Raw genomic sequence first — 22,948 nt, 5'->3', positions numbered from 1 at the left:
CGCAGCGGAGAACACCGTCCGCGCCGAGCAGGATCGCGCGGCGGTGCACCGGACGCGTCCGCTCCGGCGTAGCGGAGGGGGTGTGCGCAGTGCCCGAACGTGACAACCGTGTGGTGCTTGCCGGAGTCGACGGGTCGCCGTCCTCCGGCCACGCCGCGGTCTGGGCCGCCGCGGTGGCGGCGCGCCGGGGCGCGGTGCTGAAGCTGGTGCAGGCGTACACGGTTCCGGGGCCGAGTGTGTCCGGCATGGCGGTCGCCGCCGTCCGGGAGGGGTTCCGGTCCGTGGCCGAGACGGGCCTCGCCGAGGCCGAGGGGGCGGTGCTCGCGCGGTGGCCGTCGCTGCCGATCGAGCGGAGCGCCGTCGAGGGCAGTGTCGTGGGCGTGCTCCTGCGGGAGAGCTCCGACGCCGAGGTAGTGGCGCTGGGCTCCCGCGGGCTCGGGGGGTTCACCGGGCTCCTGCTCGGTTCGACCGCGGCCGCGCTCGCCGGCCGGGCGCCTTGCCCGGTCGTGGTCGTGCGCGGCCGAAAGCCGGACGAAGCGCCGCCCACCTCCGGACCGGTCCTCGTCGGGCTCGACGGATCGCCGGACAGCAGCGAGGCGCTCGGCTACGCGTGCGACGAAGCCACTGCTCGCGGTACCGGGCTGGTGGCGGTGCGCACCTGGACCAAGATCACGACGGGGAGCACGAGCCCCGACGACTTCGCCGCCGGCGAACGGCGGCTGGTGGACGAGCAGCTCGCGCCCTGGCGGGAAAAGTTCCCCGAACTGCGGGTCGACGTGGTCGTCGCCCACGGCCGGCCGGCCCGGACCCTGCTGGAGCGCAGTGCCGGCGCCCAGCTCGTGGTGGTCGGCAGCCGCGGCCGGGGCGGGTTCACCGGCATGCTGCTCGGATCCACGAGCCACGCGCTGCTGGTCCACTCCGCGTGCCCCGTCGCGGTGGTCCGCCCGGGGAGCCTGCCATGACTCTGACGACCCCGGCGACGAACTCCCGTCCCGCGCCCGAGTACCCGCTCCTGCACTACGGCATCCACTACTACGACACCGCCGGCCTGCGGCTGCGGCGGCACGGCCTGACGCTCAGCCGGGTCGGCACGAGCTGGCAGCTGGACCGCGGCGACGGCAGGGGGTGCCGGGTCGAGGCGCCGGAGTCGGACCAGGTGCCGCACGAGCTGCGCCGGCTCGTCCGCGCCTACAGCCGGGATCTCGAGCTCGCCCCGGTGACCGGCCCGTGCACCGGACGCCTGACCCGGGACGCGGGACCGGCGGACACCGCCCGGGCCACGGTGCTCGGTTACCTGGAGACGCAGATCGAGGCGCTCGCCCGCGCCGATCTGGCCGTGCGGCTGGGCGAACCCGAGGGGGTGCGCGACCTGAGAGCGGCGGCGCGTCGCCTCAGGACGGCGCTGTGGACGTTCGCCCCCGTCCTCGGTGGTCGGCGGCTGGTGCGGGGCCTGTGCGCGTCGCTGTGCCGGCTCGGTGCGAGCGTCGGGCCCGCGCGGGACACCGAGGTGCAGCGGCGCAGGTTCCTGCACCGCCTCGGCGAGCTGCCGGACGAGGCGGGCCTGGGGCCGATCCGGGCCGACGGCCGGCGGCACTTCGCCGCGGCGGCCGCGGAAGCCGCCGCCGAATGCGCCGAGGCGCTCGAATCGCACCGCTACCTCCAGCTGCTCAACGCGCTCGAAGTGCTCGGGGTCGTGCTGCGGGAGCAGCCTCGATCCGACCAGCGCAAGGCCGCGCTCAAACCGGCCGGTGCCGTCCTGCCGGGTCTCGTGTGGACGGTCGTGACCGAAACCGACGCGCGGCTGGAAGCGGCGTTCGCCGGCTCCGCTCCGAACGCCGTCCACGCGGTGCGCAAGAGCGCGAAGCGGCTCCGGTACGCGCTGGAAGCGGCCGCGGCCGCCCTGCCCTTCGTCCCGGACCGCGTGCTCGCGGACTGCCGTGCGGTGGAGGACCTGCTGGGGGAGTACCGGGACGCGACGGTCGCCCGCGAGCAGCTGCGCGCACTCGCGTCGGCGGCGACGGAGGCCGGCCGTCCGGCGGAGACCTACGAACTGCTGATCACGACCGAGGCGCTCGCCGCGCAGGAGTGCCTCGCCGCGTTGCCCGCGGCGTGGGAAACCCTGCGACGCGGACTCGAGCCGATGCGGGTTTAGGCCGCAGGAGAAGGAGGAGAACTCGATGCGTGCACGCGACCTGATGTCCGCGCCCGTGGTGGCGGTGACGCCGTCGGCGTCGGCCAAGGAGGCGGCGGAAGTGCTCACGAAGCACGGGTTCACCGCGCTCCCGGTCGTCGACGACGACGAACGGCTGATCGGCATCGTCACCGAGGCCGACTTGATCCGGCACCGGGTGCCCGCGGACGTCCGGTCCGGGGCCGGGAGTCCGGGCGCGGCGGCCGGCCGCACCGTGGAAGACGTGATGACCACGCCGGTCACGGCGATGTCGCCGGGGACCGACGTGGCCGACCTGTGCCAGGCGCTGGTCGACGCGAGGATCCGGGCGATGCCGATCGCCGACGGCAGCCGGCTGGTCGGGATCGTCACCCGCGGCGACGTCGTGCGCGTGCTCGCGCGGGCGGACAGCGCGATCGCCGCGGACGTGCGGCACCGGCTGGAGATCTACGGTGGCACCGGCCGGTGGGAGGTCGAGGTCCGCGAGGGGGTGGTGCGGATCGTCGACCGCGACGACGACGAGATCGATCGCCACGTCGTCACGGTGCTCGCGCTCGCGGTGCCGGGCGTGGTCGCCGCGGACGCCGTCTCGTCCGGCGCGGATCCGTGGTCGTGACCCCGCGCGCCACCACCTGACCGGCCGGACGTGACCTCCGGCTCGGGACCCGGGACTTTGGTCATCGCGATCCCGGGGCGGGCGGCCGTACGCTGATCCGCGTCATCCCTTCTCGGCCGGGGGAGGTCTCCGATGCTCCGCGTTTTTCTCGTGGACGACCACGAGGTCGTGCGCCGCGGCGTGGCCGACCTGCTGGACGAGGACGAGGAGATCACCGTCGTCGGGCAGGCCGGCAGCGTGTCGCAGGCGCTGGCCCGGATTCCCGCGCTCCGGCCCGATGTCGCCGTGCTGGATGTGCGGATGCCGGACGGCAACGGCATCGAGCTGGCGCGCGAGCTGCGTTCGAAGCTGCCCGAGCTCAAGTGCCTGATGCTCACCTCCTACACCGACGAGCAGGCGATGCTCGACGCGGTGATGGCCGGCGCCGCCGGGTTCGTGATCAAGGACATCAAGGGCATGGACCTGGTTTCGGCCGTCCGCGAGGTCGGCGCGGGCAAGTCCCTGCTCGACGCGCACGCGGCGGCGGCCTTGATGGCCAAGCTGCGCGAAAGCCAGGCCAAGAAAGGCCCGTTGTCCGACCTGTCGGACCAGGAACGCAAGCTGCTGGAGCTGATCGGCGAAGGCCTGACCAACCGGCAGATCGCGGAACGGATGTTCCTGGCCGAGAAGACCGTCAAGAACTACGTTTCGCGGCTGCTGACCAAGCTGGGCCTGGAGCGCCGGACCCAGGCCGCTGTCCTGGCCACGGAGCTGCGCAACCAGGAACGCTGAGCCGGCGCGCTGGTCGTGGCGATGCCGCAAGGGGTTTCCGGGGCCGACGTGCCCGGGTGTTCGTCCTTAATGGACTGACGGCCTCGTCGAAGCTTCGGAGCGCGCGGCGGTCACGGGGGTGAGCGGGGACGAAAGTCCTGCGGCCGGGGCCGAACGCCGCCTTCGGGCGCCGCCTCACCGTCGTAACGTCGCGGCGAGAGAGGCCACGGCCGGGAACTGCCGGTCGGTGCCGACCACGCTGGAGGGCGATCCCGCTGCCGACCGCCATCGACGAGGACCACGGCCTGCGCTGCGGCCTGACCGGCTATCTGGCCGCGGTGAGTGCCGCGGTGGGCGTGGGGGTGGAATCCTGCACCGTGGACCTCGACGACCCCGTCTCGGCGTACGTGGCGCTGGACGTGCGCTTGCGCCGGCGACCGGGGCGGGACACGGCCCTGGTGCGGGACGAGCGCCACGGCTGGTCGTTCGCCATGGAAACGCATTCCGGTGAGGACCTGCTGGTGCTCGCCTACCTCGGCGGCGAAGTCGTGCCCGAGCCGATTGCCGTGCGCCGCTTCGTGGCCGGCGTCCGGTCCGCCGACGCGGTCCCGGTACCGGTCCCGCCCGAGCCCGGCGGTGACCGGGGTGAACTGGTCGCCCGGTTGCTGCGCTACCGCCTCGACACCTCTTCCGCCGGTGTCCTGATCTTGCGCTGGGCCGGCTGAGCTTTTGTCCACAGTGGACGTGTGGGTGAACATCCGGAACGGTGGACCGCCGGTCGGGTTTTCACCGGCTTGACGGTGCTCGCGAGGGTGGGAGACTGAGTTTCCCGGACCGGCGACCTGCGCGGTGTGCGAGGACCGTGGCGAAGACAGGAACGGCTGTGAGCGGAGCTCAGGACGACCGGCCCGACCCGGGCAGGCTGACCTTCCCCGATCTGCCGAGGCTGGAGCTCGACCAGCTGCTCGCGCAGCTGGTCGAACGCGCCCAGGAGGTCATGGGAACCCAGGGCCGCCTGCGCGGACTGCTGCGCGCGACCACGATGATCACGAGCGACCTCGCCTTGCCGGCGCTGCTCACGCGCATCGTCGAGGCGGCTCGCGAGCTGGTGGGGGCGCACTACGCGGCACTGGGCGTGATCGGCCAGGACGGGCAGCTGGCCGAGTTCGTGCACGTGGGCATGGCCGCGGAGACGGTGGCGAAACTGGGTCACCTGCCCGAGGGCAAGGGCCTGCTGGGTGCCCTGGTCGAGGATCCCCGGCCCATCCGGCTCGCCCGTCTGCAGGACGATCCGCGCTCCACCGGCTTCCCGGCCGGCCATCCGCCGATGGCGAGCTTCCTGGGCGTCCCGATCCGGGTGCGTGGCGCCGTGTTCGGCAACCTCTACCTCACCGACAGCGTCAACGGCGGGTTCAGCGGCGAGGACGAAGAGCTCGCGCTCGCCCTGGCCGCCGCCGCGGGCAGTGCGATCGACAACGCGCGCCTGTACCAGACCGCGAGGGTCCAGCAGGAGTGGCTGCGCGCCTCCGCCGCGATCACCCGCGAGCTCCTCTCGTCGGAGTCGGAGAACCCGCTCGCGCTCATCGCGCGCCACACCCGGGAGCTCGCCGACGCCGAACTGGTGACGGTCGTCAGGCCGGCCGGTGCCGAGGGCACCCTGCGCGTGGACCTGGCGGTCGGGGCCGGTGCGGAGAAGCTGGAGGGCCTGGTGCTGCCCGTCGGCTCGTCGGTCTCCGGTTCCGTCTTCGCCACCGGTGAGCCGATGATGGGCTCGTGGCTCGAACAGCGGGAGCGGCTGCCGATGCGGCCGCCGATCGAGATGGACGTGGACGCCGTTCTCGTCGTGCCCCTCACCGGCAGCGGGCAGGTCAACGGTGTGCTCACCGCGGCGCGCGCCACGGGCCGCCCGCCGTTCACCGCGGACGATCTGGAGATGGCGGCGGGATTCGCCAACCAGGCGTCCGTGGCGATCGAGCTGGCCGAGGCGCGGGCCGAACAGCAGCGCAACGCCCTGTACGACGAACGTGAGCGGATCGCCGCCGACCTGCACAGCCAGGTGGTCCGGCGGCTGTACTCCGCCGGGCTGGCCTTGCAGACGACGGCCGGCCTCGCCCGGTCGGCGAATGTCGCGAACCGGGTCCGCGAGACGATCGCCGACCTCGACGCCGTCATCGACCAGATCCAGGCCACGGTGTTCTCGGTCGACGACCCGGCTGACGCCGGCCCATCCCCGGTGCGCGACGAGGTCCTGCGGGTGCTGTCCGAGGCCACCCCCGTGCTCGGGTTCGCGGTTTCGACCCAGTTCTCCGGCAAGCTGGACACGCTGGTGGCCGCCGACCTGGTGCCGTTCCTCGAGCGGGGCCTGCGGCTGGTCGCGCGCCACGCGGCCGCGGCCTGGGTCCAGGTGGAGATCCGGTCCGAGCCGGGCCGGCTCACCGCGGTGATCCGGCACGACGGCACGGGCGATCTCGAAGGACCGGCTGCCGCGGACCTCGCGGAGCTGGCGGAAGCGGCGCGGCTGCGCGGCGGGACCTGCGAGGTGGGCCACGGTGACGAGGCCGGCTCGATGCGCTGGACGGTGCCGACGAGCCACGGGGGAGCCGGGGCGGTCGTCAGGCGGTGAGCAGGGTCGGGGCGACCACGACCTCCTCCAGCTCCCTTCTCGGCACCGGCGAGGCCGGCGAACCGTGGCCCAGGCGCAGGATGATCTGCGGCCAGACGCCACCGCCGAGCAGCACGCGGAGCCGTTCGCGGACGTGCGCGACTTCGACCGGTTGCGAGATGAAGGACGCGTCGAGCCCCAGCGCCGTCGCCGTCAGCAGTACGCGTTGCATGGCCTGGCCCGTCCTCAGCCGGTCGACCGGGCCGTCGCCGAACGAGCCGATCACCACGACCAGCGGTTCGGGCGCCAGGTCCGGGCAGGACGGGCCGGCCGCCCGGGTGCCGAAGTCACGGAGGACCCAGGAGTCGTCGGCCGGCGCGATCCCCCCGGCGGACATCGGGACGCCGTCGCGGCTGGATCGGTCGCGTGCGGTCCAGCGGTGCCACTCGGCGAGGAACGCGGGATCGTTCATCTGGACCCGGTGGCTCGTCCGCACCAGCTTCTTCAGCACCGCCACCTGGCCGTGATCGAGGCGGGGCAGCCAGGCCTGCTCGAGCTCCGCGGCGTGGCGCAGCAGGCCGACGACCGACGGGGGCACGACCTCGGTGCCGAACGGCGACCGGTTCGTGTGCCGGCGGGGGATCTCCCGCGCCAGCCGGGCGAGCCGGTCGCCGGCCGAGGCGGCGCCCACCGGCCGCACCACGGCCAGCAGGTCCGGCTCCGGACGGCGGGGGAACAAGGACACGACCGGATGCACGCCGCAGGCGTGGATCGCGGTGCGGAGGTTGAACAGCGCCGCGCCGCAGGACAGCAGAAGCTCCCGCCGGTCCGCGTCGGCGACGGGCAGGATCCGGTCGGGGTCCGCGCGGACCTCGATGCCTCCCGGTCCGCTGGCGAACAGCCAGGGCTGGGTGTTGTGCGTCGACGGCGCGAGCGTCGCGGCGCGCAGAGCCGATCTCACCTGTTCGGAGGTGAGCCGCCCGGTCGCAGCCACTTGTAGGGTCATCGGTCTCCCGGCCGTGGAAAGCGAATGCAGGTCGGAGTCGAGCCTTGCCCCGCCAGGCTCGTCGGCCGCCGCCGCGGCGGACAGAGGCGAAAGTCATCACGGGCGGCGACGCCGTGGGATGAGGGAGGCGAGCGGATCGATGCCGGAAACCGGGTCCGGGGAGAGCGCCCGCAGGCTTTCGAGCACCCTGGGACAGCTGCGCCTGCGGGAGACGCTGCGGGATCTCCAGGAGCTCGTCGAGCAGCTGATCGGTACGCGCGACAAGATGGACGGCCTGCTCGACGCGGTGCTCGCGGTGGCGTCGGGGCTGGAGCTGGACACGACGCTGCGCCGCATCGTCCAGGCCGCGATCGACCTCGGCGAGGCGAGGTACGGGGCGCTCGGCGTGCTCGCCGACGACGGTTCGCTCGCGGAGTTCGTGTACCTCGGCATCGACTCGGCGACGCGGGAGCGCATCGGCCACCTGCCCGAGGGGCACGGGCTGCTGGGCCTGGTCATCGACGAGGCGAAGCCGCTGCGGCTGGAGGAGATCTCGGAGCATCCCGCGTCCGTCGGGTTCCCGCCGCACCATCCGCCCATGCACTCCTTCCTCGGCGTTCCCGTCCGGGTGCGCGAAGAGGTGTTCGGCAACCTCTACCTCACCGGGAAGCAGGGCGGTGACGCTTTCACCGACGACGACGAGGTGATCGTGCAAGCGCTTGCGGCCGCGGCGGGGATCGCGATCGAGAACTCGCACCTGTACGAGCAGGCGCAGCTGCGGCAGCGATGGCTCGGTGCGACGAGTGAGGTCACGACCGAGCTGCTCGGCGGCACGGACCCGGCCGACGCGCTGAACCTGATCGCCGAACGGGCCCTGGAGCTGACCGGCTCGGACGTGACGATGCTGGCGCTGCCCGACTTCGGCCGGCCGGACGTCGGCGAGGACTGGGACGCCGACGCCACCGACCTGACGATCACCGTCTGCGCGAGCGTGAGCGCGGTCGAGCTCACCGGCGTGCGGATCGACACCGCCTCGACCGTTCCGGGCGCGGTCTACCGGGACCGGACCCCGCGCAGCATCCCGGCCCTGGACCTCGGCGGGGGCCGGCGTTTCGGCCCGACGCTCGTGGTGCCCCTGCGCACGGGGGACCGCACGTCGGGGGTCCTGATCGCGGTCCGTGAGCCGGGCGCCGCCGCGTTCGGGGCGACGCAGCTGCCGGTCCTCGCGTCGTTCGCCGACCAGGCCGCGCTCGCCCTGCAGCTGGCGGCCCAGCAACGAGCCGCCCGCGAGCTGGACGTGCTGTCCGACCGCGACCGGATCGCCCGGGACCTGCACGACCACGTGATCCAGCGGCTCTTCGCGGTCGGGCTGGCGATGCAGGGCACGCGCCGCCGGCTGAAGGAGCCGGAGCTGAAGCGGCGGCTCCAGGACAGCGTCGACCAGATGCACGAGATCGTCCACGAGATCCGCACCGCGATCTTCGACCTGCACGGTGGCGCCGCGGGGGCGACCGGGCTGAGCCTGCGGCACCGGCTCTACGACGCGATCGCCGAGCTCACCGACGACGCGCCCGTGCATCCCACGGTGAGCATGTCCGGCACCGTCGACGCGGTGCCCGCGCAGCTGGGCGAGCACGTGGAGGCCGTGGTCCGCGAAGCCGTCAGCAACGCCGTCCGGCACGCCGGCGCCACGTCGGTGACCGTCGCGGTGTCGGCCAAGGACGACGTGCTCCGGGTGGCGGTCGCGGACGACGGCTCAGGGCTGCCCGCCGAGGTCTCGCCGAGCGGGCTGGCCAACCTGCGCGACCGGGCCGAATCGGCGGGCGGCACCTTCACGATCGAGTCGCGCCCGGGCGGCGGCACGCGGGTCGAGTGGACCGTGCCCCTGCCGTGAGCCGGGGGCACCGGGGTCTTAGGTCCCTCGACCTCGTGACCGCCGCCCGTACACCGGGGCGGCCGCGCGGACGACGCTCGAGGTGACCCCAGGCGTCGTCCCCCGGAGACCACGATGAACGACCGGCTCCCCACCGCGCTCGACCAGGCCCTCGCGGCGGCGGTGCGAGCGCCGTCGCCGCACAACACCCAGCCGTGGCGATTCGTGGTGGACGGCGGCGCGGTCGAGGTGTGGCTCGACCGCGACCGGGTCCTCGCGGTCGCGGATCCCGCGGCGCGCGAGGCGAGGGTGTCGTGTGGCGCCGCCGTGCTGAACCTCGTGATCACCCTGCGGGTCAACGGGCTCGGCGCGCGGGTGCGGATCCTGCCGGCCCCCGCGTCGCCCGACCTGCTCGCCGTGGTCGGCCTCGACGGCACCCGGCGTTCGACGGAACAGGACCGCAGGCTCGCCGAGGCGGTGCACCGCAGGCACACGAACCGACGGCCGTTCGCCGACCGTGCCGTGCCGGCGGTCGCGCGCGCCCGGCTGAAGTCGGCGGCGCTGACCGAGGGCGGGCAGCTCGAGTTCCTGGACGCCTCGGGGCGCTACCCGAGGGTCGCCGCACTCGTGCGGCGAGCGGAGTCACTGCAGTCCGAGGACCCGGCGTTCCGGGCGGAGTCGGCGTTCTGGACCGGGCGCGCGGCGGAGAGCCCGGACGGGGTACCGACGGTCGCTTTCGGGCCGCCGCACGAGATCCCCGGTGTCGTGTGCCATCGCGCCTCGCACACGAACCCGGCCGTTCCCTCGCGGGAGTTCGAGCAGGATCCGCTGCTGGCGGTCGTGCTGACGCGCGACCACGGCGCGGCCGCCGACGTCCGGGCCGGCATGGCGATGCAGCGGGTCCTGCTGACCGCCACGGCGGAGGGCCTGGCCACCTCGTTCCTCTCCCAGCCGCTGGAGGTCCACGGCACCCGGCGAGAGTTCCTGGACCTGTTCCGCGGGCTGGGCCAGGTGCACGCGCTGCTGCGGATCGGGTACGGCCACCCGACCCGGATGACGTCGCGACGGGCGGCCGCCGAGGTGACGACGCATCGGGCCGAACCCGATGTGCCGGCCTGCTGACGGTCCGATCAGGCCAGTTCCGAGACCGTCGCGTGGCCGAATTCCCGCCCGATGGCCGCGCCGAGGCCCGCCCCGGTCGCCGGCCGCGGCGCGATCAGCGTGTCGTTCCCGGCCACCGCGCACCGCACGGTGAACACCCCGAACAACGCCGTGGCGGCGATGACGAGCTTCCGGTGCCCGATTCGGTGGGCCAACGGTGAGAGCGCCAGGTAGCCGACGATCGAAGCCGAGAGAACGGGTACACAGGTCCGCCCGCGCAGCGGCACTCGGGTCAGGCCGATCCGCGCACCGTCGCCACCTGGTGCGTCGGCTGCGGCCGGGCTCGCGATTCGGGTGGACAGTCCACTGTGCACACCCGCGGCCGATGGTCATCCGCCGCGGGTGGCGTCAGCGGGCCGGTTTCCGGCCGTGGACGAACCAGATCGCCTCGGCCGGGCCGTCGCCGCGGTTGGTGAGGCGGTGCGGGGTCGTCGAGTCGAAGGCGATGGAGTCGCCGGCGTGGAGCTGGTAGGTGTCGAAGGCCAGGGCGACTTCCAGGGTGCCGCTGATGATGTAGCCGTATTCGATGCCCGAGTGGCGGGTGAGCTTGTCGTCGGGGACGGAGCTGCCGTCGACCTCGTAGCGGACGTGCAGGAAGTCCACCGTGCTGTCGTGGATGGACGACAGCTGCTCCCACGTGACGCCGGAGTCGAGGACGAGCTGGCGGCGTTCGCCGGGGCGGAGCATGGGGCTCTGCTGCTCCTCGGGACTTTCGTTGAGCTTCGCCAGGGCGCCGTGGAAGCTGTGCTTCTCGACGCCTGCGGCCGGTGCGGGCGCGGGCGGTTCCTCCGCGCCCGCACCGGCGGCGCTGCTGAACAACTCGTCGATGGAGACGTTGAGGGCGTTGCAGATCGCGTACAGGGTCGCGACCGAGGGCTGGGACTTGTTGTTCTCGATCTGCGACACGAACGCGGCCGAGTACCCGAGGTCGCGCGCGAACTGGCGCAGCGACAGCCCGGACGCCTGCCGGCGCGCGCGCAGCTGCTCGCCGAGGTTCGCGGCCTCGGAGTGCTCCGCCGCCGGCTCGTGCTTCGCTGCCACGTCTCGCTCCTCGCGCTCTCGTTCAGTCGGTGTTCACTATAGCTTGACGCCTCGCCGTGAGCGGCTCAAGCGGTGAGCCGGTCGCGCACGAACTCCAGCTCCCGCACGACGTAGTCGGTGATGTCGCCCGTCTTGAGGTGCTCGGGCAGCACGTCCCAGGTGTAGGTCTCGATCTCCAGGTGCGACGACTGCGGCTGCGCGCGATGGCGGTCCAGGGCCTGCTCCAGGGCGAACCGCGTGGTGCGGAACGGGCCCAGGTCGTCGAGGAACACCGGCACGTGGAAGTGCGTGCGCCATTCGCGCGCGCCGCCGGGATCGCGGCGCCAGGCGGCGATCGCGTCGGACAGGTTGAGGTGGCGGGTGACGGTGCCCTCGCGCAGCTCCGAGGTCTGGCTCAGGTAGATGGTGCGGGTGAACCGCTCCAGCTCGCGCACCACCTCGTCGGTCACCTCGGGAACCCACAGCGCGGCGGCCTGCTGCAGCTTGAACACGGGCACGCCCGCGCCGGCGAGCAGGTCCAGCGAGGCGGGGATGTCGTCGAACTCCACGGCCTGGTGCCCGATGTCGAACACGATCCCCACGTGGCGGCGCAGGGCGCCGAAGGCTTCCGCGAGCGGCAGGTCGGCGAGGCCGGAAAGGGTTTCGGCCGCGGCCCGCGAGTACAGCCGCGAGGTGAAGTAGCGGACGGTCTCCTCGATGGTTTCCAGGTAGCAGAACGGTTCCGGCTCGATCGCGAGCTTCACCCGCCGCCCCGTGCGGCGTTCGAGGGCGACGAGGTGGGCGACGACGCGCAGCACGTTGCGGGTGAACAGCTCCACGTACGCCTCGCCCGTGACCTTGGGCCGATAGGCGAGCGGCACCGTCTGGATGGTCGGTTCGACCCCGTCCGCGGCGATGTCGGCGAGCACGTCGGCCACGCGCGTGGTGTACGCGACGCGCTCTTCGGTGCTCCAGTCCGGTTCGTACACGTTCTCCATCACCGAGCGGCCCTTGAACGGCCCGTGCGGGAACGCGTTGACGGTGTAGACGTAGAGATCGTTGTCCGACAGGTACTTCTTCAGCCGGTCCCGCTCGGGGCCGTCGCCGGCGAGCCGGTCGGCCGACGCGCCCGAGAGCCGCAGCGACACGCCGAACGGCGCGTCGGGGGAAACCCGGCGCTTCACTTCGGGGACGTAGGTCTCGAGGCTGGCGTTCATCTCGTCCCAGGTGTCACCCGGGTGCACGAGGGTCGAGTAGGACAGGTGGCCCAGACGCGTGCCGAGGTCCATGAGGTTCCTCCGGGGAAGGCGGCAGAGGGGGTGCCGGAAGTGCTGCGGTGACGCGCTGCAGCAGACGTTTGCTCGAAGTGAACAGTCCGAAACCCAGTGCTGTCAAGGATTACGGCCGTTGACCTGCGCGTCTGGCAAAGTTGTTCGCTGACTCTTGACTCACCGGCTGGTTCATTGTTCACTACCGCTGTACAGCGTCGTCGAACGGGAGTGAACCCGGCGAGTACCGGCGCCGTGTCCACGCCCGGATCCCGGCTGCGCGGGTTCCGGAAAGACTACGAGGAGTTGAGCATGCGCGCCGCGGTCTTCCACGACAAGCACGACATCCGGGTCGAGGACATCCCGGAGCCGGCCGGGGTCGGCGCGCGGCAGGTGCGCGTCCGCCCCTACCTGTGCGGGATCTGCGGCACCGACCTGCACGAGTACGCGGCCGGGCCGATCGTCATCCCGACCAGTCCGCACCCGCTCTCGCACGCCGCGGCGCCGCAGGTGCTCGGGCACGAGTTCTCCGGACAGGTGCTGGAGATCGGCGCCGAGGTCACCGGGGTCCGCGTGGGCGACCGGGTTTCGGTGATGCCGCTGATCTACTGTGGACACTGCTACTACTGCCGCCGCGGGCTCAACCACCTGTGCCCGCAGATGGCCTGCACGGGACTGAGCTGGGACGGCGGCGGGATCAGCGAGCAGGTGGTGGTCCCGGAGCACCAGATCTCGGTGCTGCCGGAATCGGTGTCGGACGTGCAGGGCGCGCTGGTCGAGCCGGCCGCGGTCGCGGCCTACGGCGTCGACCGCACCGGCTTCACCTCCGGCGACCGCGTCCTGATCACCGGCGCCGGGCCGATCGGCGCGCTCGCCGCGCTGTACGCCCACGCGTCCGGCGCGGCACAGATCTTCGTGAGCGAGCCGAACGCGCGCCGCCGGGCCCTGCTCGACGCGCTCGGGGTCGCGACCGTGCTCGACCCGCTGGCCGAGGACGTGCCGGAGGCGGTCCACGCGCTCACCGGCGGGATCGGGGCCGACGTCGCCGCGGAGTGCTCCGGCTCGGAGGCCGGCCTCGCCACGGCGCTGGCCGGCCTGCGCTCCCACGGCACCGCGACGCAGGTGGGCCTGCACGTCCGGCCCGCCACGATCGACCCGATGGCGCTGTCGCAGCGCGATCTGAGCCTGGTCGGCACGTGGTGCTACCCCGTGTTCGACTTCCCGCGCATCATCTCGCTCGTCGCGACCGGCCGGTTCCCGGTGGAGCGCGTACTCACCGAGGTGATCGCGGTCGACGACGTCGTCACCGGCGGGTTCGACCGGCTGCTCGACCCCGAAGGCGACGCGCAGAAGCTGCTCGTCAAGGTCGGCTGACCCGAACCACCTCTGCACCACAACCGTTTCCGCCTGTCCACGAGACCTTTGTGGACAGACTTCGTCCTGCCCTGCGACCCGGTGCGCTGCACCCGAGGAGCGATCCGATGAGCGACACGACAAGGGGTTCCGTGGTCGTCACACAGTCGGCCCCGTCGCCCGCCCCGGCTTCGGGGACCGCCCGCCCGCCCGGCCGGCCGAGCCTGTGGCGGCAGACGACGGCGCAGCGTGCCTCGCGCGGACTGGTGACGATCCTCGTCGCGACCGCGCTGCTGTTCCTCGTGAGCCTGCTGCTGCAGCCCGAGAGCCTGGGCCGCAGCTCGCTGCAGGGGATGCTGCCCTTCGCCGCGGTACTCGCCGTGGTGGCGCTCGGGCAGACGCTCGTCGTGCAGCAGGCGGGGATCGACCTGTCGGTGCCCGGCACCGTGTCCCTGAGCGTGATCATCGTGACGCACTACCCCGCCGGGGACAACGGAAAGCTGCTTCCCGCGGTGCTGCTCGCCTACGTCGCGGCCCTGGCGGCGGGCCTGCTCAACGGCCTCGTCGTGAGCCGCCTGGGGATGTCGGCGATCGTGACCTCCTTGGGTACCAACGCATTGCTGTACGCGGTGGTGCTCGGGATCTCGGGCGGCTCGCCGGTGACGACCACGGACACGCTGCACTCGCTCGTCACCGGCCGCTTCCTCGGCTTGCCGTACGCGGTCTACATCGCCGTCGTCCTCGTCGCGGTGACCGGCTTCGCGATGAAGCGCACCGTGCCGGGCCGCCGGTTCGAGGCCGTGGGCGACAACCCGGAGGCCGCCGGGCTGGCGGGCCTGCGCGTGCGGCGCCACCAGCTCGCCGCCTACGTCTGGGCGTCGCTGCTCTACGGCACCGCGGGCATCCTCCTGGCCGGCATCGTGACCACGCCGGGCGCGTTCCAGGGCGACACGCTGCTGCTGCCGTCGGTCGCGGCCGTCGTGCTGGGCGGCACGTCCCTGCTCGGCGGCAAGGGCAGCCCGGTCGCCAGTGCCGTCGCCGCCCTGTTCCTGTCCCAGCTCGACCAGTTCGTGCTGACGCTCGGCGTCAGCGCGGCCACGAACAACATCGTCCAGGCGCTCGCGCTCGCCGCGGGTGTCGCCGTATACACCGTGAACTGGGCCGCCGTGCGCGGCTGGTTCCGCCGTGTCCCCGCTCCCCGGACCCAGCAGTAGGAAGGGTTTCCCATGTCTCCCCAGCCCCTTCGCCGGTCGTTGCTCGCCGGCTTGGCTTCCCTGGCCCTCGTCACCACCGCCTGCACGGTGGACGACGGCGGCTCGACCAGCGCCGAGGGCGGCAAGCCCGCCAGCGCGAACGTGCCCGCCTGGTGCGGTTCGAAGCAGGTCACGCTCGGCCTGGCCGACGGCTTCGGCGACAACAACTGGCGCAAGGTCACCACAGCCGAGGCCAAGGCCGAGGTCGCGAAGTGCCCCAGCGTCACGTCGTTCACCTACACCGACGGGCAAGGCAACACCCAGAAGGCCATTTCCGACATCCAGGGCCTCGTCGCCAAGGGCACGCAGGCGATCGTGGTCTTCCCGGACGCGGGCCAGGCCGTGCTGCCCGCCTTGCGCAGCGCGTACAAGGCGGGCGTGGTCACCGTGCCGTACCGGGTCAACCCGGGCGGGACGCCCGGCCAGGACTACGACGCGTTCGTGAGCACGAACTTCGAGCAGGCCGGTGTGCTGTGGGGCCAATGGCTCGTCAAGGCGCTGAACGGCAAGGGCAAGGTGCTCAACCTCGGCGGCCCGGCCGCGAACTCGCAGAGCCTCGACGAGTACAAGGGCATGCAGAGCGTGCTCAAGGACCATCCGGGCATCCAGTTCGTCGGCAACACGCCGTACGAGGTGACCAACTGGGACGCCGCGCAGACCCAGCGCGTGATCACCGCCGCACTGGCCAAGAACCCGGAGATCGACGCGATCACCACCGACTTCGGTGCCGCGCTGGCGAGCTCGTTCTCCGCGTTCACCTCGGCCGGGCGCAAGATCCCGGCGATCGCGACCGAGGACGCCAACCAGCTGGCCTGCAACTGGCAGCAGCAGAAGGACGCCGGCAACCCGTTCCAGCTGTTCACCGTCTCCTCGCAGAACGCGATGTCGCGCCTGGCGATCGACGTCGCGGTGGCCAAGGCGACCGGTGGTGTGGTGCCGAAGGACCTGGTGTACCCGCAGTCCGCGTTCGAGGACTCGATCACCGGGCAGCCGCACCCCGTCACGTGCGACAAGGAGCTCCCGAGTGACGCGTTCGTGTCCAGCTCGCTGTCCAAAGCGGACCAGACCGCGGCGCTGAAGTAGGAGAGGCGACCATGAGCGAAGTCGCGGCACTGAGCCTCTCCGGGGTGTCGAAGAGCTACGGGCCCGTGCGCGCCCTGTCGGAGGTGTCGCTCGACGTCTTCGGCGGCCGGGTGCACGCGCTGCTCGGTGAGAACGGCGCGGGCAAGTCCACCTTGATGGGCGTCGCGTCGGGCTCCACCCGGCCCGACGAGGGCACGATCACGGTGGCCGGCGAGCCGATCGCGGCCCTGACCACCGACCGGGCGAGCCGGCTCGGCATCGCGATCGTGCACCAGCACCCCGCCGTGCTGGCCGACATGACGGTCGCCGAGAACATCCGTCTCGCGGTGCCCGCCGAGCGGATGCCCGCCGGCACCCCGCGCGTGTGGATGGTGGAACTGCTGCGCCGGGTCGGTTCGGACCTGCGGCTGCAGGACCGGGTGGCCGACCTCGGCGTGGCGCAGAAGCAGCTGCTGGAACTGGCGAAGGCCATCGCGCTGGAGCCGAAGGTGCTGATCCTCGACGAGCCGACCGCGCCGCTGGGAGCGGAGCAGACCGAGATCCTGTTCGACCAGGTGCGCCAGGCCACCGCCCGCGGCACGGCGGTCGTCTACATCACCCACCGGCTCGCCGAGGTGCGCGAGATCGCCGACGAGGTGACGGTGCTGCGCGACGGCCGGGCGCGCGGGCACTCGGCGGTCGCCGACCTCACCGACGACGAGATGCTGCGGTTGATCGTCGGGCGCGAGCTCACGTCGGCATTCCCGGAGAAGGACACGGTCCTGGCCGACGCGAAGGTCGCGCTGGCGGTCGAAGGCCTGTCCGGCGAGGGCTTCCAGGACGCGCGGCTCGTCGCGCACCACGGTGAGATCGTCGGGCTGGCCGGCATCGTCGGCAACGGCCAGAGCGAGTTCCTGCGCGCGCTGGCCGGGTTGCGCCCGTCCACGGGGCGGATCGTGCTCGACGGCGTGCCGCTGCGGGGCCGGGCACTGGTCCGCTCGACCGCGTACATGCCGGCCGACCGGCACCGGGAAAGCCTGCTGCCGGCGATGTCGGTGCGGGAGAACGCCGCGGTCAGCGCGTTGCCCGCGTTCGCCGGCGGGGGAGTCGTGTCCGGCGAGCGCGAACGGGCGGGAGTGGACGCCGAGCTGGCGAAGCTCTCGGTCAAGACCGCTTCGCGCGAGACGAACGTGATGGCGCTGTCCGGCGGCAACCAGCAGAAGGTGGTGATGGCGCGCGCCCTGCTCGCCGCGCCGCGGCTGCTGCTGGCCGACGAGCCGACCCAGGGCGTCGACGTCGGGGCCCGGTCGGAGATCTACACGATCATGCGCGACGTGGCCGCGTCCGGGGTGCCGGTGGTCGTGGTCTCGTCCGACGCCAAGGAGCTGGAAGGGCTCTGCGACCGGGTCGTGGTGTTCTCGCGCGGCCACGTCGTCGCCGAGCTCACCGGCGACGACGTCACCGAGGAGAAGATCACCGGCTCGGTCGTCAACGCCACCACGCTGCGCGGCGAGGCCCCCTCGGCGAAGAAGGCCGTCCCGGCCAAACCGGCTCCGCCGACCGGACGGACGCCGCTGACCGAGCGCCTGCGCGACCTGGCGAAGGGGGACTACGCGCCGAGCCTGGTGCTCGCACTGGTCATCCTCGCGCTCGGCGGTTACACCTTCGCCCACAACGTGCGGTTCCTCGCGCCGTTCAACGTCACCTCCCTGCTGACCCTGCTCACGGCGCTCGCGTTCATCAGCCTGGGCCAGACGATCGTGATCATGACCGGCGGGATCGACCTGTCCGTCGGTCCACTCGCCGGGCTGCTCGTGGTGATCGCGTCGTTCTTCGTCACCGACGGCCACTCGCCGTTCCTCGTGGCGCTGGCGTTCGTGATCATGCTCGTGGTGGCCGTCGGGTCCGGGGTGCTCAACGGGGTGCTGATCCGCTTCGGCGGGTTCACCGCGGTGGCCGCGACCCTGACCCTCTACATCGGACTGCAGGGTGTCTCCCTGCTGCTGCGGCCGTTCCAGGGCGGGTTCATCAGCACCTCGGTCACCGACGCGATCACCGCGACGGTCGGGTTCGTGCCGATCGCGTTCCTCGTGGCCGTGGTCGTCGCCGTCGGGCTGGAGCTGGCGCTGCGGTTCACCGCGTGGGGCCGCGGCCTGCGTGCGGCGGGCTCGAACGAGGGGTCCGCCCGGCGCCTGGGCGTGAAGGTGAACCGGGTCCACGTGCTGGCCTACCTCGGCTGCGCGGTCCTGACCTTCTTCGGCGCGCTGCTGCTGATGGCCCAGATCGGCGTCGGCGACCCGACCCAGGGCGTGAGCTACACGCTCTCCAGCATCACCGCGGTCGTGCTGGGCGGCGCGAGCCTCGCCGGCGGCCGCGGGTCGTTCATCGGGACGCTGCTGGGCGCCGCGCTGATCCAGGAGCTGCTCAACGCGACGACGTTCCTGAACCTGAGCCAGAGCTGGCAGTACTTCTTCCAGGGAATCCTGATCCTCGTCGCGGCGGCGATCTACACCCGGGTGCGCCGCCGGACCCCGGCCCTGGTCTGAGCCGTCCCGGACCCGAGCCACATCCGAGCAGAAAGAGGAGACAGTGACCGAAACAGCACTCGTCGTCGGGGTCACCGGCATCGCCGGGGCCGCGGTGGCCACCCGGCTGGTCGAGCGCGGCTGGGCGGTGACCGGGGTGTCCCGCCGCAGCGAGTCCGGCATCGCCGGAGTCCGCTCGGTCCGCGCCGACCTCGAGGACGCGGCCGCGCTGAGCGCCGCGCTCGCGGACACGAAACCGACGCACGTCTTCCTCACCGCGTGGTCGCGCCGCCCCACCGAAGCGGAGAACATCGAGGTCAACGCGGGCATCGTGCGCAACGTGCTGGCGGCGGCCACCGCGGGCGGCACCCTGCGCCACGTCGCACTGATGACCGGGCTGAAGCACTACCTCGGGCCGTTCGAGGCCTACGCCGCCGGGGTCACGCCCGACACGCCGTTCCACGAGGACGAGGCGCGGCTCGACGTGCCGAACTTCTACTACGCGCAGGAGGACGAGCTCTTCGCGGCCGCCGAGCGTCACGGCTTCACCTGGAGCGTGCACCGGGCGCACACCGTCATCGGCCACGCCGTCGGCAACGCCATGAACATGGGGATGACGCTGGCCGTCTACGCGGCCGTCTGCCGGGAGACCGGGCGGGACTTCCGGTTCCCCGGTTCGGAGGTCCAGTGGAACGGCGTCACCGACATGACCGACGCCGGGCTGCTGGCCGACCAGATGGTGTGGGCGGCCACCGACGAGAACGGGCGCGACGAGGCGTTTAACATCGCCAACGGCGACGTGTTCCGCTGGCGCTGGATGTGGCCGCGCCTCGCGAAGCTGCTCGGCGTGACGCCGGCCGGGTTCGACGGCAAGCCCGCGCCGCTGGAAGAGCAGATGGCCGACGCCGCCGGGGTCTGGCGCCGGATCGCCGAGCGTCACGGGCTGCGCGAGCCGGACCTCGCCCGCGTCGCGTCGTGGTGGCACACCGACAGCGACCTCGGCCGGCCCATCGAGTGCCTCACCGACATGAGCAAGAGCCGCAAGGCCGGGTTCACGGGCTACACCAGCACGCTGGACTCGTTCGCCCGGCTCTTCGAGACCCTGCGCGCGGAGCGGATCATCCCGCCCGCCCCGGCGGAACCCGGCGCGGCGGAATGAGCACCGTGGACGCGCGGAACAGGCCCGGCGGACCGGGCGCCCGGTCAGCGCTCGTCGCTCGTCGCCGGGAGCGGGCGGGCGAGCAGTTCGAACAACTCGGCCGGCGGCTCGGCGAGCCAGTCGCGCGGCTGGCCGGGGCCGGTGCGGCCGACGACGAACCACAGTCCGCGCGCGGGCGCGTCGGTGTGGTTGACGTAGAGGTGCGGGCGGTCGGAGTGGAAGGAGAACGAGTCGCCGGCGCGCAGCACGTGCTCGTCGGACTCGAACCGCAGCGTGAGCTCGCCGCCGAGGAGGTAGGCGTGCTCCATGCCCGGGTGGCGCATCAGCCCGCCGTCGACGGAGCTGCTCGCGCCGGGCTCGTACGTCACCAGCAGCGGTTCCACCGACCGCGAGCCGTCGATCGCGAGGCGTTCCCAGCGCACGCCGTTGTCCATGTCCAGCACCGGGTTGTCAGCCTCCCGCTGGATGGTGGTGCCGGTCTCCTCCGGTTCGAGGACGGCCGGGCGGCTGCCGGGCTCCGCCGTCGTGCGGCGGCCGGCGACATCGAGGCCGAGCACCTCGTCCAGCGACAGGCCCAGGTGGCTGACCAGCGTGTAGAGGGTGCTCACGGACGGTTGCGACTTGCCGGTCTCGACTTGGGACAGCAGGCTCGCCGAGAGCCCCGTGGCCAGGGCCACGCCGCGCAGGGTGCGCTTCTGCCTGATCCGCGCTTCGCGCAGCGCAGAGCCGATCCGGTCGTCCACGGTGCCGCTCCCGTTCCGATCACGGCGCCATCGCCGACTGTTCACTCGATCATACGTTCGTGCGTTGTGGCTGTACACACGCCGGGGTGCGACCTGCGCAACATCCCGGATCGACGGTGTTTCGTTCAGCGAGAGCGAACGCCCGGTGTCTCAACGAGAGGAGCGTGGCCATGCCGGCTCGGCTGACCGACAGGACCGTGGTGGTGACCGGTGCGGGGCGGGGGATCGGAGCCGCCCTCGCCCGCGGGATGGCGGCCGAGGGCGCGGCGGTGGTCGTCACGGACCGCGACGAACCCGAAGCCGCCGCGGTGGCGCAGTCCATTCGCGACCGTGGCGGGCACGCCGTGCACCGGCGCGTCGACGTCGTGGACCGCGAAGACGTCCGCGCCGCGATCGACCTCGCCGTGGGCGAGTTCGGCCGGCTCGACGCGTACTTCAACAACGCGGGGTTCAACGAGCCGGAGAAGTTCCTCGACATCACTGAAGCCGTGTGGGAGCGCATCTTCCGCGTCAACGCGTTCGGCGTCGTGCTCGGCAGCCAGGAGGCGGCCCGCCGGTTCATCCGGCAGGGCGGTGGCGGCAAGATCGTGAACACCGCCTCGATCGCCGGCCGCCAGGGCTTCGCCAGTTTCGCGCCCTACTGCGCGAGCAAGGCCGCCGTGATCTCGCTGACCCAGTCCGGCGCGCGAGCGCTGGCCGAACACGGCATCACCGTCAACGCCTTCGCACCCGGCGTGGTGCGGACCCCGTTGTGGGACAAGCTCGACAGCGACCTCGAGCGCATCGGGGAGGGGGCCTCGGGGTTCGCCGCGATGGCCGGGGACATCCTCCTCGGCCGCCCGGCCGAACCCGAGGACCTGGTGCCCACGGCCGTGTTCCTCGCCGGCTCCGATTCCGACTACATCACCGGGCAGGTGATCCCGATCGAGGGCGGGATGGTCCTCGTCTGAGGCCGACCCGCCCGTCACACGTTCCCGGCGGTCCACCGCCGCGGGGGAAAGGAAAACTCATGCCGATCGCCACGTTCGGGCCCAACGCCGTCGACTGGGAGACCCGGATCGACCACGAACGCCTGCGCACCCAACGCCTGCAGCGCCTGCGCGAGCAGCTGGACAAGTCGAGCCTCGGCGCCGTCCTCGCGTTCGACTTCGCCAACATCCGCTACATGTCCGCCACCCACATCGGCACGTGGGCCATGGACAAGCTCATCCGGTTCTCCCTGCTGACCCGCACCACCGACCCGATCGTGTGGGACTTCGGGTCCGCAGCCAAGCACCACGAGCTCTACAACCCGTGGCTCGCCACCACGACCGCCGAGGCCGACGCCGACCCGCACGCGCCGCACCACGGCGCGGTCCGGCCGCGTGCCGAGTCCGGGGCCCGCGCCGGGATCTCCACGCTGCGCGGCGCGTTCCACCCGGACGCGGGCATCGCCGACGAGGTCGCCGCGAAGATCAAGCGCGAGCTGGAGAAGTTCGGGCTGCTGAACGAACCGCTCGGCGTCGACGTGATCGAGCTGCCGATCCTCGCCGCCCTGCAGCGCGCGGGCATCACGGTCACCGATGGGCAGCAGGTCTTCATGGAGGCCAGGCGCGTGAAGACCGCCGACGAGATCTCGCTGCTGACCCAGGCGGCCTCGATGGTCGACGCGGCCTACGACGACCTCTACCGGTTCCTGCGCCCGGGCGTGCGGGAGAACGAGTGCGTGGGGCTGGTCTCGAAGTCGCTCTACGACCTCGGCTCGGAGTACGTCGAGGGTGTCAACGCGATCTCCGGCGAACGCTGCTCGCCGCACCCGCACGTGTTCTCCGACCGGCTGATCCGGCCCGGCGACCCCGCGTTCTTCGACATCCTGCACAGCCACCAGGGCTACCGCACCTGCTACTACCGCACGTTCGCGGTCGGTTCGGCCAGCCGTGCGCAGCGCGACGCCTACGTGCGGGCCCGCGAGTACATGGACCACGCCATCGCGCTGGTGCGTCCCGGAGCCACCACGGCGGACATCGTCTCGGTGTGGCCCGCCGCGCAGGAGTTCGGGTTCGCCGACGAGGAAGCCGCGTTCGCCCTGCAGTACGGGCACGGCGTCGGGCTGTCCATCTGGGAGAAGCCGATCTTCTCCCGCCTGGTCTCGCTGGAGCACCCCGAGGTGCTGGAGGTCGGGAACGTGTTCGCGCTCGAGACGTACTGGCCCTCGGCCGACGGCGTCGGCGCGGCCCGGATCGAGGAGGAGCTGGTGGTGACCCCCGAGGGCTGCGAGGTGATCACGAAGTTCCCGGCCGAGGACCTGCTGGTCGCCGGTCCCCGCTACATCGCCGTGAACGGCGCGCTCTCCACCGCCCGCGAGTCCCAGTCGCACCTCAACACGCCCGCCGGCCGCGGCGAAGCCACCGCCTGAGAAGGAGCCAGAC

General features: G+C 72.4%; 20 protein-coding genes. 15 read left to right on the top strand and 5 right to left on the bottom strand.

Annotated features, from left to right (window positions below):
• The first annotated feature begins 89 nt into the window (after positions 1-89).
• The 6 genes from AB0K15_RS36895 to AB0K15_RS36870 all read left to right on the top strand — a co-directional run bounded on the left by AB0K15_RS36895 (position 90) and on the right by AB0K15_RS36870 (position 6,159).
• On the top strand, positions 90-962 hold the full coding sequence (locus AB0K15_RS36895; protein WP_364061511.1) for a universal stress protein: 873 nt from the start codon (positions 90-92) through the stop codon (positions 960-962).
• On the top strand, positions 959-2,152 hold the full coding sequence (locus tag AB0K15_RS36890; RefSeq protein ID WP_364061508.1) for a CHAD domain-containing protein: 1,194 nt from the start codon (positions 959-961) through the stop codon (positions 2,150-2,152). Before AB0K15_RS36895 ends, AB0K15_RS36890 begins: the two co-directional genes overlap by 4 nt.
• 25 nt (positions 2,153-2,177) lie before the next feature.
• Positions 2,178-2,786, top strand: a complete 609-nt coding sequence (locus AB0K15_RS36885) for a CBS domain-containing protein (protein WP_364061505.1) — start codon at positions 2,178-2,180, stop codon at positions 2,784-2,786.
• A 132-nt stretch (positions 2,787-2,918) separates the two neighbouring features.
• Complete coding sequence (locus tag AB0K15_RS36880) at positions 2,919-3,557, top strand: response regulator transcription factor (protein ID WP_364061502.1); 639 nt, start codon at positions 2,919-2,921, stop codon at positions 3,555-3,557.
• A gap of 308 nt (positions 3,558-3,865) precedes the next feature.
• Complete coding sequence (locus tag AB0K15_RS36875) at positions 3,866-4,261, top strand: DUF6292 family protein (protein ID WP_364061684.1); 396 nt, start codon at positions 3,866-3,868, stop codon at positions 4,259-4,261.
• A 158-nt stretch (positions 4,262-4,419) separates the two neighbouring features.
• Positions 4,420-6,159 carry a GAF domain-containing protein gene (locus AB0K15_RS36870; protein WP_364061499.1) on the top strand — a complete coding sequence of 580 codons (1,740 nt, stop codon included), beginning with the start codon at positions 4,420-4,422 and terminating at the stop codon, positions 6,157-6,159.
• On the opposite strand, the gene AB0K15_RS36865 is transcribed toward AB0K15_RS36870, so the two are convergent.
• On the bottom strand, positions 6,149-7,144 hold the full coding sequence (locus tag AB0K15_RS36865; RefSeq protein ID WP_364061496.1) for a nitroreductase family protein: 996 nt from the start codon (positions 7,142-7,144) through the stop codon (positions 6,149-6,151). The two genes, AB0K15_RS36870 and AB0K15_RS36865, sit on opposite strands and share 11 nt — an antisense overlap.
• Positions 7,145-7,283: 139 nt before the next feature.
• On the opposite strand from AB0K15_RS36865, the gene AB0K15_RS36860 reads away from it, so the two are divergent.
• Together AB0K15_RS36860 and AB0K15_RS36855 are read left to right on the top strand one after the other, a co-directional pair.
• Positions 7,284-9,017: a GAF domain-containing protein gene (locus AB0K15_RS36860; protein WP_364061493.1), complete on the top strand. Its 1,734-nt coding sequence runs from the start codon at positions 7,284-7,286 to the stop codon at positions 9,015-9,017.
• A 114-nt stretch (positions 9,018-9,131) separates the two neighbouring features.
• A complete protein-coding gene (locus tag AB0K15_RS36855) occupies positions 9,132-10,118 on the top strand; it encodes a hypothetical protein (RefSeq protein ID WP_364061490.1) in 987 nt (328 codons plus the stop codon).
• Positions 10,119-10,126: 8 nt separating this feature from the next.
• Here AB0K15_RS36855 and AB0K15_RS36850 read toward each other — a convergent pair whose 3' ends face one another.
• The 3 genes from AB0K15_RS36850 to eboE form a co-directional block, all read right to left on the bottom strand.
• On the bottom strand, positions 10,127-10,471 hold the full coding sequence (locus tag AB0K15_RS36850; RefSeq protein WP_364061487.1) for a hypothetical protein: 345 nt from the start codon (positions 10,469-10,471) through the stop codon (positions 10,127-10,129).
• A 34-nt stretch (positions 10,472-10,505) separates the two neighbouring features.
• Positions 10,506-11,198 (bottom strand): XRE family transcriptional regulator, encoded by a 693-nt coding sequence (locus AB0K15_RS36845; RefSeq protein WP_364061484.1) that lies wholly within the window; start codon positions 11,196-11,198, stop codon positions 10,506-10,508.
• A gap of 65 nt (positions 11,199-11,263) precedes the next feature.
• Complete coding sequence (gene eboE, locus AB0K15_RS36840; RefSeq protein ID WP_364061481.1) at positions 11,264-12,466, bottom strand: metabolite traffic protein EboE; 1,203 nt, start codon at positions 12,464-12,466, stop codon at positions 11,264-11,266.
• A 291-nt stretch (positions 12,467-12,757) separates the two neighbouring features.
• On the opposite strand from eboE, the gene AB0K15_RS36835 reads away from it, so the two are divergent.
• The 5 genes from AB0K15_RS36835 to AB0K15_RS36815 all read left to right on the top strand — a co-directional run bounded on the left by AB0K15_RS36835 (position 12,758) and on the right by AB0K15_RS36815 (position 19,797).
• Complete coding sequence (locus AB0K15_RS36835) at positions 12,758-13,819, top strand: 2,3-butanediol dehydrogenase (RefSeq protein WP_364061478.1); 1,062 nt, start codon at positions 12,758-12,760, stop codon at positions 13,817-13,819.
• Between the two features lie 107 nt (positions 13,820-13,926).
• Complete coding sequence (locus AB0K15_RS36830; RefSeq protein WP_364061475.1) at positions 13,927-15,012, top strand: ABC transporter permease; 1,086 nt, start codon at positions 13,927-13,929, stop codon at positions 15,010-15,012.
• A 12-nt stretch (positions 15,013-15,024) separates the two neighbouring features.
• Entirely contained in the window at positions 15,025-16,134 is a 1,110-nt protein-coding gene (locus AB0K15_RS36825; RefSeq protein ID WP_364061472.1) for a substrate-binding domain-containing protein, read from the top strand.
• An 11-nt stretch (positions 16,135-16,145) separates the two neighbouring features.
• Positions 16,146-18,659: an ATP-binding cassette domain-containing protein gene (locus AB0K15_RS36820; RefSeq protein ID WP_364061469.1), complete on the top strand. Its 2,514-nt coding sequence runs from the start codon at positions 16,146-16,148 to the stop codon at positions 18,657-18,659.
• A 43-nt stretch (positions 18,660-18,702) separates the two neighbouring features.
• Entirely contained in the window at positions 18,703-19,797 is a 1,095-nt protein-coding gene (locus tag AB0K15_RS36815) for an SDR family oxidoreductase (protein WP_364061466.1), read from the top strand.
• 44 nt (positions 19,798-19,841) lie between these two features.
• Here AB0K15_RS36815 and AB0K15_RS36810 read toward each other — a convergent pair whose 3' ends face one another.
• Positions 19,842-20,540, bottom strand: coding sequence for a cupin domain-containing protein (locus AB0K15_RS36810; protein ID WP_364061463.1), 699 nt, complete (start codon positions 20,538-20,540; stop codon positions 19,842-19,844).
• Between the two features lie 170 nt (positions 20,541-20,710).
• On the opposite strand from AB0K15_RS36810, the gene AB0K15_RS36805 reads away from it, so the two are divergent.
• Together AB0K15_RS36805 and AB0K15_RS36800 are read left to right on the top strand one after the other, a co-directional pair.
• The gene (locus AB0K15_RS36805; RefSeq protein ID WP_364061460.1) at positions 20,711-21,490 is read left to right on the top strand and encodes a glucose 1-dehydrogenase; all 780 of its coding nucleotides are present in this window, start codon (positions 20,711-20,713) and stop codon (positions 21,488-21,490) included.
• Between the two features lie 59 nt (positions 21,491-21,549).
• A complete protein-coding gene (locus tag AB0K15_RS36800; RefSeq protein ID WP_364061457.1) occupies positions 21,550-22,935 on the top strand; it encodes a Xaa-Pro peptidase family protein in 1,386 nt (461 codons plus the stop codon).
• Positions 22,936-22,948 lie beyond the last annotated feature (13 nt).

Origin of the sequence: Amycolatopsis sp. NPDC049253 (genome assembly GCF_040678995.1) — a bacterium.
Lineage (GTDB): Bacteria > Actinomycetota > Actinomycetes > Mycobacteriales > Pseudonocardiaceae > Amycolatopsis.
Note: the sequence above shows the minus strand (reverse complement) of the source record. Positions and strands in the feature narration are given on the sequence as shown.

Excerpts from the sequence above, each read along its gene's own strand:
- AB0K15_RS36890 (WP_364061508.1), top strand. The coding sequence starts at position 959 with ATGACTCTGACGACCCCGGCGACGAACTCCCGTCCCGCGCCCGAGTAC.
- AB0K15_RS36885 (WP_364061505.1), top strand. The coding sequence starts at position 2,178 with ATGCGTGCACGCGACCTGATGTCCGCGCCCGTGGTGGCGGTGACGCCG.
- AB0K15_RS36880 (WP_364061502.1), top strand. The coding sequence starts at position 2,919 with ATGCTCCGCGTTTTTCTCGTGGACGACCACGAGGTCGTGCGCCGCGGC.
- AB0K15_RS36865 (WP_364061496.1), bottom strand. The coding sequence starts at position 7,144 with ATGACCCTACAAGTGGCTGCGACCGGGCGGCTCACCTCCGAACAGGTG.
- AB0K15_RS36860 (WP_364061493.1), top strand. The coding sequence starts at position 7,284 with ATGCCGGAAACCGGGTCCGGGGAGAGCGCCCGCAGGCTTTCGAGCACC.
- AB0K15_RS36855 (WP_364061490.1), top strand. The coding sequence starts at position 9,132 with ATGAACGACCGGCTCCCCACCGCGCTCGACCAGGCCCTCGCGGCGGCG.
- eboE (WP_364061481.1), bottom strand. The coding sequence starts at position 12,466 with ATGGACCTCGGCACGCGTCTGGGCCACCTGTCCTACTCGACCCTCGTG.
- AB0K15_RS36835 (WP_364061478.1), top strand. The coding sequence starts at position 12,758 with ATGCGCGCCGCGGTCTTCCACGACAAGCACGACATCCGGGTCGAGGAC.
- AB0K15_RS36830 (WP_364061475.1), top strand. The coding sequence starts at position 13,927 with ATGAGCGACACGACAAGGGGTTCCGTGGTCGTCACACAGTCGGCCCCG.
- AB0K15_RS36825 (WP_364061472.1), top strand. The coding sequence starts at position 15,025 with ATGTCTCCCCAGCCCCTTCGCCGGTCGTTGCTCGCCGGCTTGGCTTCC.
- AB0K15_RS36820 (WP_364061469.1), top strand. The coding sequence starts at position 16,146 with ATGAGCGAAGTCGCGGCACTGAGCCTCTCCGGGGTGTCGAAGAGCTAC.
- AB0K15_RS36805 (WP_364061460.1), top strand. The coding sequence starts at position 20,711 with ATGCCGGCTCGGCTGACCGACAGGACCGTGGTGGTGACCGGTGCGGGG.
- AB0K15_RS36800 (WP_364061457.1), top strand. The coding sequence starts at position 21,550 with ATGCCGATCGCCACGTTCGGGCCCAACGCCGTCGACTGGGAGACCCGG.